The sequence below is a fragment of the Brachybacterium sp. J153 genome (assembly GCF_036311905.1).
In the GTDB taxonomy this organism is placed as follows: domain Bacteria; phylum Actinomycetota; class Actinomycetes; order Actinomycetales; family Dermabacteraceae; genus Brachybacterium.
This window is the reverse complement of record NZ_JAZDCH010000011.1, coordinates 1-13,695: the sequence shown is the minus strand read 5'-3', so window position 1 is coordinate 13,695 and position 13,695 is coordinate 1. Positions and strand designations below refer to the sequence as shown.

General features: G+C 74.1%; 13 protein-coding genes, 4 tRNA genes and 1 pseudogene. 10 read left to right on the top strand and 8 right to left on the bottom strand.

Going from position 1 to position 13,695, the window contains the following annotated elements; genetic code table 11:
• Positions 1 to 73: 73 nt before the first annotated feature.
• The gene (locus V1258_RS06630; protein ID WP_329748915.1) at positions 74 to 523 is read right to left on the bottom strand and encodes a Fur family transcriptional regulator; all 450 of its coding nucleotides are present in this window, start codon (positions 521 to 523) and stop codon (positions 74 to 76) included.
• A 109-nt stretch (positions 524 to 632) separates the two neighbouring features.
• On the opposite strand from V1258_RS06630, the gene V1258_RS06625 reads away from it, so the two are divergent.
• Positions 633 to 1,817 (top strand): sensor histidine kinase, encoded by a 1,185-nt coding sequence (locus V1258_RS06625; RefSeq protein ID WP_329748914.1) that lies wholly within the window; start codon positions 633 to 635, stop codon positions 1,815 to 1,817.
• Entirely contained in the window at positions 1,814 to 2,500 is a 687-nt protein-coding gene (locus V1258_RS06620; protein WP_329748913.1) for a response regulator transcription factor, read from the top strand. The genes V1258_RS06625 and V1258_RS06620 overlap by 4 nt, the downstream gene beginning before the upstream one ends.
• 71 nt (positions 2,501 to 2,571) lie before the next feature.
• Here the strand turns inward: V1258_RS06620 and V1258_RS06615 are convergent.
• The 4 genes from V1258_RS06615 to V1258_RS06600 form a co-directional block, all read right to left on the bottom strand.
• A tRNA-Thr gene (locus V1258_RS06615) sits at positions 2,572 to 2,647 on the bottom strand.
• Positions 2,648 to 2,776: 129 nt separating this feature from the next.
• Entirely contained in the window at positions 2,777 to 4,411 is a 1,635-nt protein-coding gene (locus V1258_RS06610; RefSeq protein ID WP_329748912.1) for an alpha/beta hydrolase, read from the bottom strand.
• A gap of 70 nt (positions 4,412 to 4,481) precedes the next feature.
• Positions 4,482 to 5,216 carry an ABC transporter permease gene (locus V1258_RS06605; RefSeq protein ID WP_329748911.1) on the bottom strand — a complete coding sequence of 245 codons (735 nt, stop codon included), beginning with the start codon at positions 5,214 to 5,216 and terminating at the stop codon, positions 4,482 to 4,484.
• Positions 5,213 to 6,121, bottom strand: coding sequence for an ABC transporter ATP-binding protein (locus tag V1258_RS06600; protein ID WP_329748910.1), 909 nt, complete (start codon positions 6,119 to 6,121; stop codon positions 5,213 to 5,215). The genes V1258_RS06605 and V1258_RS06600 overlap by 4 nt, the downstream gene beginning before the upstream one ends.
• A 120-nt stretch (positions 6,122 to 6,241) precedes the next feature.
• Between V1258_RS06600 and V1258_RS06595 the strand changes: the two genes are divergently transcribed.
• Together V1258_RS06595 and V1258_RS06590 are read left to right on the top strand one after the other, a co-directional pair.
• Positions 6,242 to 7,378 (top strand): sensor histidine kinase, encoded by a 1,137-nt coding sequence (locus V1258_RS06595; RefSeq protein WP_329748909.1) that lies wholly within the window; start codon positions 6,242 to 6,244, stop codon positions 7,376 to 7,378.
• The gene (locus V1258_RS06590) at positions 7,360 to 8,043 is read left to right on the top strand and encodes a response regulator transcription factor (RefSeq protein WP_329748908.1); all 684 of its coding nucleotides are present in this window, start codon (positions 7,360 to 7,362) and stop codon (positions 8,041 to 8,043) included. The genes V1258_RS06595 and V1258_RS06590 overlap by 19 nt, the downstream gene beginning before the upstream one ends.
• Before the next feature lie 235 nt (positions 8,044 to 8,278).
• Here V1258_RS06590 and V1258_RS06585 read toward each other — a convergent pair.
• Together V1258_RS06585 and V1258_RS06580 are read right to left on the bottom strand one after the other, a co-directional pair.
• Positions 8,279 to 8,352, bottom strand: a tRNA-Asp gene (locus V1258_RS06585).
• Between the two features lie 108 nt (positions 8,353 to 8,460).
• Positions 8,461 to 8,533 (bottom strand) — tRNA-Glu (locus V1258_RS06580).
• Positions 8,534 to 8,691: 158 nt separating this feature from the next.
• On the opposite strand from V1258_RS06580, the gene V1258_RS06575 reads away from it, so the two are divergent.
• From V1258_RS06575 to V1258_RS06555, 5 genes and pseudogenes are all read left to right on the top strand, one after another.
• Positions 8,692 to 9,054, top strand: a complete 363-nt coding sequence (locus tag V1258_RS06575) for a metallopeptidase family protein (RefSeq protein WP_329748907.1) — start codon at positions 8,692 to 8,694, stop codon at positions 9,052 to 9,054.
• Positions 9,055 to 9,069: 15 nt separating this feature from the next.
• Positions 9,070 to 9,276, top strand: a pseudogene (locus V1258_RS06570) (NADP-dependent oxidoreductase); the annotation flags it as partial.
• A gap of 66 nt (positions 9,277 to 9,342) precedes the next feature.
• Positions 9,343 to 9,975 carry a zinc-binding dehydrogenase gene (locus V1258_RS06565; RefSeq protein WP_329748943.1) on the top strand — a complete coding sequence of 211 codons (633 nt, stop codon included), beginning with the start codon at positions 9,343 to 9,345 and terminating at the stop codon, positions 9,973 to 9,975.
• Between the two features lie 95 nt (positions 9,976 to 10,070).
• Positions 10,071 to 10,146, top strand: a tRNA-Phe gene (locus V1258_RS06560).
• Between the two features lie 177 nt (positions 10,147 to 10,323).
• Entirely contained in the window at positions 10,324 to 10,554 is a 231-nt protein-coding gene (locus V1258_RS06555) for a hypothetical protein (RefSeq protein WP_329747343.1), read from the top strand.
• Between the two features lie 16 nt (positions 10,555 to 10,570).
• Here V1258_RS06555 and V1258_RS06550 read toward each other — a convergent pair whose 3' ends face one another.
• A complete protein-coding gene (locus V1258_RS06550; protein WP_329748906.1) occupies positions 10,571 to 11,164 on the bottom strand; it encodes a MarR family winged helix-turn-helix transcriptional regulator in 594 nt (197 codons plus the stop codon).
• A gap of 99 nt (positions 11,165 to 11,263) precedes the next feature.
• On the opposite strand from V1258_RS06550, the gene V1258_RS06545 reads away from it, so the two are divergent.
• Positions 11,264 to 13,609, top strand: a complete 2,346-nt coding sequence (locus tag V1258_RS06545) for an MMPL family transporter (protein WP_329748905.1) — start codon at positions 11,264 to 11,266, stop codon at positions 13,607 to 13,609.
• Positions 13,610 to 13,695 lie beyond the last annotated feature (86 nt).

The following is a 13,695-nucleotide window of genomic DNA, read 5'->3' as shown; positions in this document are numbered from 1 at the left end:
GACGGGTGTCACGAACATCTGACGGACGGGTGGCTGGGGGTCCTGCGGCACCGACGGTCGGCAGCTCAGGGGGTCAGGCGGTAGCGGGGGCGCTCTCGGCCCCGTGGCGGGCGAGGCAGTCGGAGCACAGGCCCCGGTAGACGACGTCGGCGACCTCGATCGCGAAGCCGTGGTCCTCGTGCGGGAGCAGGCAGGGCGCGGCGCCGACGGCGCAGGGCACGTCCTCGAGGCGGCCGCACTCGCGGCATACCAGGTGGTGGTGGTTGTCGTGCCGGTGCAGCTCGTACTGCATGCTGCGGCCGCCGACGGACACCCGCCGCAGCAGCTCCGCATCGGAGAGCGCGTTGAGCACGTCGTAGACGGCCTGCCGCGAGACGGTGCCGAGCCGCTCGCGGACGGCCTGGGCGATCGTGTCGGCATCGGCGTGCGGATGCTCGGTGACCGCGTCGAGCGTCGCGAGCCGCGGAGCGGTCACGCGCAGACCGGCGCCCCGGAGGGCGGCGGTGTGGTCGATGCTCGGCATGCCGCCACCCTATCGCTATTCTCTGGACAAGATCAAGAAAACGGGTGGGGCCAGTTCGCCCGGTGATGAGGACCCTGTCCGTCGGACCCCGCGGCGCTAGCCTGTACCGGTGATCGACCCCCGCGCCGCGCCGCCGCCCCCGGCCGCTCGCGGCCGCGCCTGGTTCATGGCCCCCCGCCTCGGCGGCTGGGCGGTCAGCGCCGCGCTCTCCGGCCTCATGCTCGTGGCCGTCCTGCCGCTGGCCTCCTGGGCCAGCACGCGCGCGGTGGTCGTCGGCGTCCTGCTGAGCCTCGCCGCCGGCCTCTCCCTCCACCGGCCGCTGCTGGCCTCGGCGGGCATCGCCCTCGTCCTCACCGCCGGGATCGGCCACACGCCCGCCCCCGCGAGCACGGGCCTGATCGCCAGCTTCGTCGCGATCGTCTCGTGCGCCGCCCACGGGCGCCTGCTGTGCTCGATCCTGCTCTCCGTGTGGCTGGTCAGCCCGCCCGTCATCGGCGCCGCGCTGCGCGGCTCGTCCCCGGAGTACATCGTCTCGGAGACTATGCTGCGGGTGGTCGTGCTGACCGCCGCGGTGCTCGCCGGCACCTGGGGCCGGACGATGCTCGACCGCGCCCTCGCCGAGCGGGAGCGCCGCATCGCGGATCTCGCCGAGCAGCGTCGGGCGATCGCGCGCGAGCTCCACGACACGGGCGTGCGGGCCATGACCCAGGTGGTGATGCTCGCCGAGAACGCGAGCCGGCGCGAGGGGGTCGCGGCACCCGACGCCGCCGACTTCGCCCGCATCGCCACCACTTCCCGGGATGCCGCCGAGGAGCTGCGCGGGCTGCTGGACAGCCTGCGCGAGGAGGACGAGCGGCCGCTTCCCGCCCGACGGGACGCGGAGCCCTCGGTCACCGCCCTGCTCGAGGAGTTCCGCACGCAGCTCGCCGAGGAGGGCTTCGCCGCCCGGCTCGCGATCGACTCCGAGCAGCTCGAGCTGGTGGACCGCACGGGCGTGCTGCGCCGCTGCCTCGGCGAGATCCGCGCGAACCTCGTCCGTCACGCGAGCCGCAGCACCCCGGTCACGGTGATGGTCGAGCAACGTCCCGGCCCGCCCCGGCCCGAGGTCGACCTGGCCGTGTGGAACGGTGTGGAGGCCTCGGACCGGCGCGGCCCGCGCGGTGGAGCCGGACTCGACGGCATGCGCGAGCGCCTCACCGCGATCGGCGGCACCCTCGCCGCCCGCCAGGAGGGACGCAGTTTCCTCACCCGCCTGACCGTCCCCGCCTCCGACGAGAGGACCCCCTCCCGATGATCACCGTGATGCTCTGCGACGACGACCCGATCGTCCGCTCCGCCCTCGCTGCCTACCTGTCCCGCGAGGACGACCTCGAGCTGGTGGCGTCCGTCGGCACCGCCGACGAGGCGCTGCAGGTCCTGGCCGCGGACCCGCCGGAGCTGGTACTGATGGATCTCGCCCTGCCGGGGATGGACGGCATCGACGCGACCCGTCTCGTGCGCGAGCGGCACCCGGGGACGACGGTGGTCATGCTGACCACCTTCGCGACCGACGAGCAGCTGCGCCGCGCCCTCGGCGCGGGCGCGGCCGGGTTCCTGCTGAAGTCCTCCTCCCCCGAGGCGCTCGCGGCCGCGATCCGCGCCGCCCGCTCCGAGGCCGGCACCGTCATCACCCCCGAGCTCGCCGCGCGCCTCGCGGCGTCACCCGGCGCCTACCGGCCGCGCGGGGTGCGGACGTCGCCGTCGGCGGAGGACCTCATCGCCGAGCTGTGCCTCACCGCGCGGGAGATGCAGGTGCTCACGTTGCTGTGCGGGGCGGAGTCCAATGCGGGGATCGCCCGCGCCCTGTCGCTCTCGGAGTCGACGGTGAAGTCGCACATCTCCTCCCTCATGGCGAAGCTCGACTGCGGCTCCCGCCTGCAGGTGGCGCTCACGGCCTTCGAGCGCGGACTCGTCGAGCCCCCGCAGCCGAGCGCCTGAGGCCCGAAGGACGCGGAAGACCGGGGGACGCGGAAGGCCCGGTCCCCCTCGGGGGAACCGGGCCTGACCTGTGGAGCCGCCTGCGGGAATCGAACCCGCGACCTATTCATTACGAGTGAATCGCTCTACCGACTGAGCTAAGGCGGCGTCGCCTGCACGCAGGCGGACCGGATCACTGTACGGGAGGCCGGGCGACGGGCGCAAAGCGTCCCGCCGCGATCCGCGTCACCCTGACCGCCCCCGCCCCGACCGGCGTGGGGAGGAGCGCGGGCCCCGTCAGCAGACCGTGCCCTCCTCGGGCACCGCCGCGTCGAGCAGGTAGCGGTCCACGTGCTGCTCGATGCAGCCGCCGGAGCGCCCGTAGGCCGTGTGCCCGTTCGCCTCGAAGGTCAGCAGCACCCCGCCCTCGAGCTGCCCGGCGAGGGACTCGGACCAGGCGTAGGGGGTCGCGGGATCGCCCGTCGTGCCCAGGACCAGGATCGGCCCGGCGCCCGCGGCGCTGATCGGGGCGCTCTCCCGCAGCGGCGGCACGGGCCATACCGAGCAGGCCGTCCCGGAGTGGGCGAAGCCGGGCCCGAACACCGGATCGGCGGCGGCGAGCTCGGCGGCCCGCTCGTCCTGCCAGGCGGGATCGGCGACCGCGGGGCGGTCCAGGCAGCTGATCGCGGACATGACCTCGTTCGAGTTCGTGCGGTAGCTGCCGTCCGAGCGGCGCTGCGCGGACTGGTCGGCGAAGGTCAGCAGCTGCGTGCCGTCGCCGTCGGCCGCGTCGGCGAGCGCGGAGCGGCCGAATTCCCACAGCGAGTCCGAGTACATCAGGCTCATGAGGGCCGAGCGGGCGAGGGCGCCGGTCAGCGGGCGGTCGGGGTCGGAGGTCGGCAGGGGCTCGGCGTCGATGTCGGCGAGCAGGTCCGCGAGCTGCTGGAGGGCAGCGTCGGCGTCCCCCTCGAAGGGGCAGTCCGTGCCGGCGGCGAGGCACGAGGCGAGGAAGGCGTCGAGGGCGCGGCGGAAGCCGTCGGCCTGCCCCGCGGCGTACTCGTCCAGGGTGAGGGTCGGGTCGACCGCGCCGTCGAGCACCATGTGGCCCACGCGCCCGGGCTGCTGCTCGGCGTAGAGCGCGCCGAGGAAGGTGCCGTAGGAGTACCCGAAGTAGTCCAGCTTCTCCTGGCCGAGCGCCGCACGGAGCACGTCCATGTCGCGGGCGACGGAGGCGGTGTCGAGGGCGGGCAGGAGCTCGGCGTCGTCGGCCTCGCAGCCGGCGGCGAGCCGCTCCGCCCCCTCGAGCACCCCGGCCCGGATCTCCGCCGGGTCGGTCGCGGTGAGGGTGTCGGCGCGGTACGCATCGGTCTCCGCATCGCTCAGGCAGTCCAGGCCCTCGGAGCCGTTCACGCCGCGCGGATCGAAGCCGACCTGGTCGTAGGTCTCCATCACCTGCGGGGAGACGAGCGTGGCCATGGTGTCGACGTAGTCGGTGCCGGACGCCCCGGGCCCGCCGGGATTCATGACCAGGGCCTTCCCGCCGTCGCCGGTCGCCGGGATGCGCGCCACCGCGATTTCGAGGTCGCCGGCCGACGGGTCGTCCCACAGCCGCGGGACGGTGAGGGTGCCGCACTCCTTGCGGGGGTCGTTGGCCTGCTCGCACTCGCCCCACTCGATCTCCTGCGCGTAGTACGCGGCGTAGGCGGGATCGGTCGCGGGATCCGCGGGGAGGTCCGCGGCGCGGGAGGCGCCCACCGCGGTCAGCCCGGGCCCGCCGGACGCGGTGGCGGTCTCGCCGCCGGTCTCCTGTCCGCCTCCGTCGGAGGCCCCGGGGTCCGCCCCGCGGGTGCACCCCCCGAGCACGAGCGCTCCGGCGGCGGCGACGGCGAGCAGGGAGGCGAGCCGACGACGGCGAGCGGCGGGACGGGGCATGCGTGGGTCTCCTGCCAAGGGGTGCGCGGGGCGAGCGCCATCCTAGAGGCCGACCCCGGCCCGCGCCGGGTCAGGGGATCTCGCGGCGGCACCAGCGCCGGGCGCCGACGGCGAGCGGCGCGACCGCCAGGAGCAGAACGGCCACGACCTCCGGGGCGCCCGCCGTGCCGGAGACCGCGGCGAGGGCGGCGCCGGGCAGATCCAGCGCCCGCAGCAGCGTCCGCAGCATGTCGCTGCCGGTGACGGCGGCGAGGGGGTCGGCGAGGGCGGTCAGGATCGGCAGCGCGATCGCGACGACGAGGGCGACGGGCACGGACTGCAGCAGCACCCCCGCGGCGAGGCCGAGCAGGAGCTGCGCCGCGAGCACCGCGCCGAAGTCCCGCAGCATCCCGCCGACCTGCGCGAAGTCGGCGCCGTCCCCGAGCAGCGTCCCGCCCGCCCAGGTCATCAGCAGGGAGAGCAGCAGCGCGAGGAGGCTCACCGCCGCGCCGAGGCCCGCACCCGCCAGGAGCCGCCCGCCGAGCAGCCCGAGGCGACCGGGGCGGAGCAGGACGCTCTGCTGGATCGACCCGTCGGACCAGCCGCCCGCGATGACCGTCACCGCGAGCACGGGGAGCACCAGGCCGAGCGCCGACCGGGCGGCGACGAGGGTGAGCCCCGCCTCGGAGACGCGGGCCGACGAGAGGAACGGCTGGGCGAGGCCCGCGGTGGTGACCACCAGTGCGATCAGCGCGCACGAGAGGGCGAGCACGAGACCGCCCGAGCGGGTGTCGAGGTGGGCGCGGAGGTCGAGATCGGGCCTCACCGCAGCGCCCCCGTCGGCGCGGTGAGGGCGAGGAGATCGTCCTCGAGCCCCGCATGATCGGGGTCGCCCAGGGCGGTGAGGACGAGCTTCTCGCGCAGGGCGAGCCGGCCCATGTCCTCGGCAGCGAGGGACACCTCGAGCTGCCCGTCGGGGCGCGGCTCCGAGGCGATGCCGTGGCGGTCGAGCGCCGCCCGCAGCGCCGGCATGTCGGTCGAGGCGACGCGGGTCCCGCGCTCGAGGCTGATCTCCTCGAGGGTCCCCTCGCGCACGAGCCGCCCGCGGGAGATCACCACCAGGCGGTCGACGACGGCCTGCATCTCCCGGAGCTGATGGCTCGTGACCAGGACGGTGCCGCCGGCGTCGGCGAAGGAGCGCAGCAGGCGGCGCATCCAGCGGATCCCGTCGGGGTCCAGGCCGTTCGCGGGCTCGTCGAGCACGAGGGCGGCGGGGTCACCGATCAGCGCGACCCCGATCCCGAGCCGCCGGCGCATGCCGGGCGAGCAGGCGGAGACCCGGCGGGTCGCGGCCTCCTCGAGCCCGACCTGCTCCAGGACGACCTCCGCCCGCTCGGCGGGGACGCCGACGGTGCGGGCAGCGAGGCGGAGGGTCTCGATCCCGGTGCGGCCGCCGTGCAGGGAGCGCGCATCGAGCATCACGCCGAGGGTCCGCCCGGGCCGCGGCAGGTCCCGGTAGCGGCGGCCGCCGACGAGGGCCTCGCCGCGGTCGGCGGCGGTGAGTCCCGTGAGGATCCGCAGGGTCGTGGTCTTGCCCGCGCCGTCCGCGCCGAGGAGCCCGGTGACGGTCCCGGGGCGGCAGTGGAAGCCGAGCTCGTCGACGGCGACGCGGCCGGCGTAGCTCTTCACGAGGCCCCGCACCTCGAGGGGCACGGCGGTACTGGAGGTCATAGCTCCACGATCGGCCCCGGCGCCGGGCGCGCCCAGGGCCCGAGGGCCAGCGGAGGAGTCGACCATCGTCGGTCCCCGCTGCGCCGATCGGCGCAGGTGAGCGCCGCTATGCTGACGGACGTGGACGAACTCGGGGCGCCGGAGCGCAGACGCTGGCAGGAGGTGCTCCTGCTCGTCGCCGTGCTCGCCGAGACGGTGATCTCCGCGCTGCTCGCCGGCTCGTGGGTCGGGCTGCTGCAGTCCGCGGCGATCGGCGTGGGCGGGGTGGCCCTGCTGTGGCGGCACCGGCACTGGCGTTGGCTGCTCCCGGTCCTGCTGGTGCTCAACGCGTTCGCCTGGTCGGTGGTGCTGCTGGTCGTGGTGCCCTACTGCTACGCGACCCGCTCCCCGCGCCGCCTGCCCACCTTCCTGGTGGCCGTGCTCGCGGCCCTCTCCGGTCTCGCTCCGCTCTCCTGGACCGAGCTCGGCGACGACCAGCTCGTCGGTGCCACGGGGGCCGCGCTCACCGTGCTGATCGTCGCGGCCTCGGCCGCGACCGGCATGTACACCGCGACGCGGCGCATGCTCCTGGCCCAGCTGCGCCAGCGCGCGGAGCAGGCCGAGTCGGGGCAGGCCGTCGCCCAGGACCAGGCCCGCCGGGCCGAGCGCACGCGCATCGCCCGCGAGATGCACGACATCGTCGCCCACAAGATCTCCCTGGTCGCCCTGCAGGCGGGGGCGCTCGAGGTGAACCCCTCGCTCGACCGCGAGCAGGTCCAGCAGTCCGCAGCGCTCATCCGGGAGACGGCCACGACCGCCCTCTCCGAGCTGCGGGAGGTGCTGGGGGTGCTCCGCGGCGACGGCGAGGAGGCGCCGCTGGCCCCGCAGCCCACCTGGGAGGACGTGCGGCGCCTGGTCGTCACCTCGCAGGAGGCCGGGATCTCGGTGGACCTCTTCGACTTCATCGACGACCCGGTGCCGGACGCCCTGGCCCGCACCGTGTACCGCGTCGTGCAGGAGGGGCTCACCAACATCCACAAGCACGCCCTGCACACGAGGGCGCGGGTCGCCCTGATCGGCGAGCCCGGGACGGACATGGTGGTCGAGATCAGTAATGTGCTCCCCAAGGGGTTCACCACGGATCTGCCGGGGGCGCGGATGGGGCTGTCGGGCATCGAGACCAGGGTGACCCATGCGGGCGGGACGATCACGTCCGGCCCCACCGACGACGGACGATTCGAAGTGAAGGCGGTGATCCCATGGCCGACGGCACCGTGACCCGGGTGGGACTGATCGATGACGACTCCCTGGTGCGAGCGGGCCTCGCCATGATCCTCGGGGCCGATCCCGGGATCGAGGTGGTCGGGCAGGGGTCCGACGGCGCGGAGGCCGTGGAGCTCGTGCACAAGCATCGGCCCGATGTGCTGCTGATGGACGTGCGCATGCCCAAGCTCGACGGCATCGCTGCGACCCGCGCGGTGAGCGCCCTGACGAACCCGCCGAAGATCATCATGCTGACCACCTTCGACATGGACGAGTACGTCTTCCAGGCGCTCGAGGCCGGGGCCAGCGGCTTCCTCCTCAAGGACACCCCGCCCCAGGACCTCGCCCGTGCCGTGCACGTGGTCGCGGGCGGCGACGCGATGCTCTCCCCCGCCGTGACGCGGCGGATGCTCACCCACTTCTCCGAGGCGAACCCCGGCAGCCGCCAGGATCGTCATCCCGGGCTGGAGCTGCTCACCGAGCGGGAGACCGAGGTGCTCGGCGCGGTCGGCGCAGGCCTGTCGAATGCGCAGATCGGCATGCGGCTGTTCATGAGCGAGGCGACCGTGAAGGCGCACGTCTCGAAGATCTTCGCGAAGCTCGATGCGACCAACCGGGTGCAGATCGCGATCATCGCCCACGAGGCCGGCCTCAGCGACCTCGACGCCGCCCCGGAGTGACCCGCGGGGGCGGGGGCCGCCCCCGGGGCCTCGCGCTCGCGGGCCGCCCTCCATCCCACACCCCACCCAACCTCACCTCGCGTTACCCACCGGTCAAGTGCGCCTGTGTTCCCTCCGCGGAACACAGCTGCACATGACTCGCCGGTAACGGCCGCGGGGGCTGCGCGGAGACGGCGCTCCCGCCCCCGGGAATGCGAGAAGCCCCGGAACGATGTTCCGGGGCTTCCTCTGGGGGCGACCCTGACCGGGCTTGAACCGGCGACCTCCGCCGTGACAGGGCGGCACTCTAACCAACTGAGCTACAGGGCCAATCTCGTCGATCTGCCTCTCGGCCTTTCGACTCGGATAACTCTACCGGAGCTTCCTGGCGGTCACGACCACTTTGGCTGTGAGCCGCCTCGCATCTCCGCAGAGCAGTACCCCCAACGGGATTCGAACCCGTGTCGCCGGCGTGAAAGGCCGGTGTCCTGGGCCACTAGACGATGGGGGCCCGGGGCAGGAACTGCCCAGGGACGAGCATAGCCGCGCGCACCGCTCGCCCGCCTCCCTGTTCCCCGGCGATGCGGCGCACGCGACATGCAGCGGAGGCGGCCCACCTCGTGACCGGGACGCTCCGGAGCGCCCAGGGCCCCGTGGTTCGATGAGCGCATGATCCGCATCAGCCGTGAGGAGTTCGAGGAGGCCGTCGACGACGCGCTGGACTCGCTCCCCGAGGAGATCGCCCGAGTGATCGCGCAGGCGAACGTCGCGATCCTCGTCGAGGAGGAGCCGGACGCGCACGCCGACGGGACCGAGCTGCTCGGCCTGTACGTCGGGATCCCACTCGATCAGCGCAGCGTCTTCGCGGGGTACGCCGAGCCGGACCGGATCCTCATCTTCCGCGGGCCGCTGCAGCGGATGGCGCGGAGCCGTGAGCATCTCGTCGAGCAGATCGCGGTGACGGTCCTGCACGAGCTGGGGCACCTCTTCGGGCTGAGCGATCGCCGCCTCCACGAGCTGGGCTGGGGCTGATCGGGCCCCGGGGAGGCGCTGCTGCGCACCCTGCACGTCTCCCTCGACCCGTACGTGCGCGGGCGGATGAACGATGCACGCTCCTATGCCGCGCCGATGCAGCTCGGCGACGTGATCGTCGGCGGAACCGTCTCCGAGGTCGTCGAGTCGGCCGACGTCTCCCTCTCCCCCGGTGACCTGGTGCTCGGCTACGGCGGCTGGCAGGAGTTCAGCGTCGAGCGCGTCTCCGGGCTGCGGCGGCTGGACCCCGCGGCCGCCCCGGTGACGACGGCGCTCGGCGTGCTGGGCATGCCCGACTTCACCGCCTACGCGGGGCTGCTCGCGATCGGCCGACCGCAGCCGGGCGAGACCGTCACGGTCGCCGCGGCGGCGGGGCCCGTCGGCTCCGCGGTCGCACAGATCGCCCGCCTGCGGGGCGCGCGGGCCGTCGCGATCGCCGGCGGAGAGGAGAAGACGGCGCTGCTGCGGGAGTTCGGCGTCGACGCAGCACTGGACCGTCGCGCCCCGGGCCTGCCCGGTCGACTCGCCGCAGCCGCACCCGACGGGATCGACGTCTACTTCGAGAACGTCGGCGGGGCGGTGTGGGATGCGGTGCTGCCGCTGCTGAACGAGTTCGCCCGCGTGCCCGTCTGCGGTCTCGCCGCGAGCTACGACGCCACGTCCCTGCCCGAGGGCCCGGATCGCAGCGGCGCCCTTATGGGCCAGGTGCTCTCCCGCAGCCTCACGCTGCGCGGCTTCATCCAGCGGGAGTTCGTGCCGACCATGTTCGAGGACTTCCTGCGGGACATGGGCGACTGGGTCGCCGCGGGCGACGTGCAGTACCGGGAGGACGTCACCGAGGGACTGGATCGGGCACCCGAGGCCTTCGTCGGGATGCTGCGCGGAGAGAATCTCGGCAAGGCCCTGATCACCATCGCCTGAGCACTCCGCCGTGGCGTGCCTCTCACCGCGAGATCTCGGGTGGGAGCACGCCCCGCGGGGCTGTTACCCTGGTCCTCGGTCGCCACGGCGGCCACGGCTCTGTAGCTCAGTTGGTAGAGCGTTCGACTGAAAATCGAAAGGTCACCGGATCGACGCCGGTCGGAGCCACCACACCGAAGCCCCCTGGTCACCCAGGGGGCTTCGTCGTTCCTGGGGGTCGGCTCGGCCTCCGGCGGCGCGTCCTCTGGGGGCTGTCCCCCGGGGGATGGGGAGTCCTCCCCGTGGCGCGCGGCCGACGGGTGCCGTCGAATGGTCCCGTCACGCCGGACCGATCCGCAGGAGCAGTTCATGCCTCGCAATGCCGATCCCGACGGGCCCCGGGCCCGCTCGCTGCATCGCCGCCTCGCGATCCTGTGCGGCGCGGTCGCCGTCGCCTGGCTCGCGATCGCGCTCGGCAGCTCGGCGCTGCCCACCGGATCGATCCCCTCGATGGTGCTGCTGGGGCTCGCCGCTCCGGTCTTCGCGACCCTCGCCCTGCTCCACGCCCGCTCGGGCTGGGGCCGCTCCCTGCGGCGCTGAGCCCCGAGGCGGAGCGTCAGTCCTCCGCGGACTCGGCCCAGTCCACCCCGTCCATCGAGAGCCGCTGCGCCATGTCCTCGAGGAAGTCGATGACGACTCGGCGCTCCCCGGGAGCGAGCCGACGAGCGGACTCGACCCGGCGGGCCTGCTGCGCCCCGACCGTGCGCAGGGCGGCGGCGCGGGTCGACGGCTCGACCGCGAGCACCGTGGCGCGGCGGTCCGTCGGATGGGGCTCGCGCCGCACGTGACCCGCCCGCTCGAGGCGATCCAGCAGCTTGGTGGTCGAGGCGGTGGAGATCCCGAGGGCACGCGCGAGGGAACCGGGGGTGGCAGGCGTCCCCCTGTTCCCGGCGACGATCAGCACGTGCAGAGCCCGCATGTCGGTCTCGCCCAGCTCCATGTAGCGCAGCGACGCCTCGGCGAGCGCCTTCTCGGCGGCACGCAGACGCACGAGAGCGGCCATGACCGCGTCGATCTGGGCCACGTCCTCGTCGGCGAGTCCGCTGCGGTCCACGAGCTCTCCGCGGGGATCGCTCGCCGCGAGGCTGAACAGCGACGTCCCGAGGTCGGGGTCGGTCCGCTCTCGCTCACTCCCGGGGTCCGCTGCCATGGGAGGCATGGTAGCCCCACATCTCTCACGAGGTAGATATCTAGCCAAGCTAGCAATGTGTGCGAGACTGGTCCGACTCCGTCCGCGAAGGGACACACCATGCCGCACTCCGCCTCCGCACCAGCTTCGCCCTCTTCCCCCGCTTCCTCCGACCCTGCCGCTCCTGGCGCCCCGTCGGGTGGAGCCTCTGCGCACGCCGGCTCGCCGCAGAGCGGCGGGCATCGGCATCGCCGGGACCTGCCCCGCGCCCCGCGGACGCTGCGCATCCTGCTGCCGGCGCTGCTGATCGTCGGCTGGCTGGCGCTCGCGGGCGTCGGCGGCCCCTACTTCGGGCGGGTCGACGAGGTCTCCTCGAACGACCGCACGGCCTATCTGCCCGAGTCCTCCGAGGCGACCCGCGTCGCGCAGCTCGCCCCCGAGTTCACCGGTTCCGATGCGATCCCCGCGATCATCGTCATCACCTCCCCCACCGCGATCGACGCGGAGTCCTCTGCGGCGATCGAGCAGGCCACCGCCGATCTGGCCCAGCTCGAGCAGGTCCGCGGCGACATCTCCCCGCCGATCACCTCCGAGGACGGACTCGCGGTCCAGGTGTTCGTGCCGCTGGACGCCGAGACGGACCTCGCCGAGGCGACCACCGCCATCCGGGCCGAGCTCGAGGCCGATCTGCCGCCGGGCCTCACCGGGTACGTCACCGGGCCCGCGGGCTTCTCCGCCGATCTCGCCGAGGCCTTCGCCGGGATCGACGGCCTGCTGCTCGGCGTCGCCCTCGCTGCCGTGCTGCTGATCCTGGTGGTGGTCTACCGCTCGCTGCTGCTGCCCGCCGTCGTGCTCGCCACCAGCATGTCCGCCCTGTGCGCGGCGCTGCTGCTGATCTGGCACCTGGCCGCCGCCGATGTGCTGCTGCTGTCCGGCCAGACCCAGGGCATCCTGTTCATCCTGGTGATCGGCGCGGCCACCGACTACTCCCTGCTCTACGTCGCCCGGTACCGCGACGAGCTGCGCCGCACCGCGAGCCGCTGGACGGCCACCACGAGGGTCCTGCGCGGCACGATCGAGCCCGTCCTCGCCTCGGGCGGCACGGTGATCGCGGGACTGCTTTGCCTGCTGCTCTCCGACCTGCGCTCCAACAGCTCCCTCGGACCGGTCGCCGCGGTCGGCATCCTGTTCGCGATGGCGGCCGCCCTGACCTTCCTCCCCGCCGCGTTGCTGCTCCTCGGCCGTACGGCGTTCTGGCCCCGTCGGCCGCGGCTCGAGACCGGGGCCGACGGCGGGGCCGAGCCCGACGGCGGGTCCGCCTCCGACGGCGGGGCCGCCTCCGACGGCGGGGCCGAGACCGTGACGTCGGGCCACGGCGTCTGGGAGCGCATCGCCCGCGCCGTCCGCCGTCGCCCCCGCCCGGTGTGGGTGCTGACCGCGCTGGCCCTCGCCGTCGGCGGGATCGGCCTGGTCCAGCTCGAGGCCGACGGGGTTCCCCAGGCGGATCTGGTGCTCGGGGAGTCCTCCGCGCGCGAGGGGCAGGCCGCGCTCGGCGAGCACTTCCCCGCCGGTGCCGGCTCCCCCGTCCAGGTGCTGGTCCCGGAGACGGACCTGCAGGCCACGGCGGATCTGCTCGCCGCGGCCGACGGCATCGACTCCGTCGCGGTGACCGCCGCGGACTCCCCCAGCGGCTCCGCCCCGGTGGCCGCCGACGGGATCCAGCCCCTCGGCCCGCCCGGGAGCCCCGCCCCCGACCCGACCGTCGTCGACGGGCAGGTGCTGCTGCAGGCGACGCTGTCCAGCGCGCCGGATTCCCTCGCGGCGGAGGAGACGGTCCGCGAGCTGCGCGGCGAGCTCGCGGCGCAGGATCTGCCCGCCCTGGTCGGGGGATCCACGGCGACCGCGCTGGACACGGACGAGACGTCCGTGGACGACCGCGCGCTGATCATCCCGATCGTCCTCGTGGTGATCACGGTGATCCTCATGCTGCTGCTGCGCGCGATCCTCGCCCCGCTGCTGCTGATCGCCACGACGGTGCTGTCCTTCGCGACGGCGCTCGGGATCTCCGCGCTCGTGTTCGAGCACGTGTTCCGCTTCCCCGGCGCGGATCCCGCCGTCCCCCTGTACGGCTTCGTGTTCCTCGTCGCCCTTGGGATCGACTACAACATCTTCCTCATGACCCGGGTGCGGGAGGAGTCCCTGCGGCACGGGACGCGGGACGGGGTGGTCCGCGGGCTCGCCGTGACCGGCGGGGTCATCACCTCCGCCGGCCTCGTGCTCGCCGCGACCTTCGCCGCCCTCGGGGTGATCCCGATCCTGTTCCTCGCCCAGATCGCGTTCATCGTCGCCCTCGGCGTCCTGCTGGACACCTTCGTGGTCCGCACCCTGCTGGTGCCGGCCCTCGCCCTCGACCTCGGTCGGGTCATCTGGTGGCCCTCGGCGCTGTGGCGGCGCGGGAAGGCGTGAACCGGGCGCCCCGCGCCGCCCGCCGCGGTCGCTCCGCAGGTCCTCGCGGAGCGAACGCAGCGGGCGGCCGAGCCTCCTCGGCTGAG

What these genes read in the sequence shown, in the direction of transcription:
- V1258_RS06630 (WP_329748915.1), bottom strand. Translation starts at nt 523, where the DNA reads ATGCCGAGCATCGACCACACCGCCGCCCTCCGGGGCGCCGGTCTGCGC.
- V1258_RS06620 (WP_329748913.1), top strand. Translation starts at nt 1,814, where the DNA reads ATGATCACCGTGATGCTCTGCGACGACGACCCGATCGTCCGCTCCGCC.
- V1258_RS06555 (WP_329747343.1), top strand. Translation starts at nt 10,324, where the DNA reads ATGCCTCGCAATGCCGATCCCGACGGGCCCCGGGCCCGCTCGCTGCAT.
- V1258_RS06550 (WP_329748906.1), bottom strand. Translation starts at nt 11,164, where the DNA reads ATGGCAGCGGACCCCGGGAGTGAGCGAGAGCGGACCGACCCCGACCTC.
- V1258_RS06590 (WP_329748908.1), top strand. Translation starts at nt 7,360, where the DNA reads ATGGCCGACGGCACCGTGACCCGGGTGGGACTGATCGATGACGACTCC.
- V1258_RS06600 (WP_329748910.1), bottom strand. Translation starts at nt 6,121, where the DNA reads ATGACCTCCAGTACCGCCGTGCCCCTCGAGGTGCGGGGCCTCGTGAAG.
- V1258_RS06565 (WP_329748943.1), top strand. Translation starts at nt 9,343, where the DNA reads ATGCCCGACTTCACCGCCTACGCGGGGCTGCTCGCGATCGGCCGACCG.
- V1258_RS06575 (WP_329748907.1), top strand. Translation starts at nt 8,692, where the DNA reads ATGATCCGCATCAGCCGTGAGGAGTTCGAGGAGGCCGTCGACGACGCG.
- V1258_RS06610 (WP_329748912.1), bottom strand. Translation starts at nt 4,411, where the DNA reads ATGCCCCGTCCCGCCGCTCGCCGTCGTCGGCTCGCCTCCCTGCTCGCC.
- V1258_RS06545 (WP_329748905.1), top strand. Translation starts at nt 11,264, where the DNA reads ATGCCGCACTCCGCCTCCGCACCAGCTTCGCCCTCTTCCCCCGCTTCC.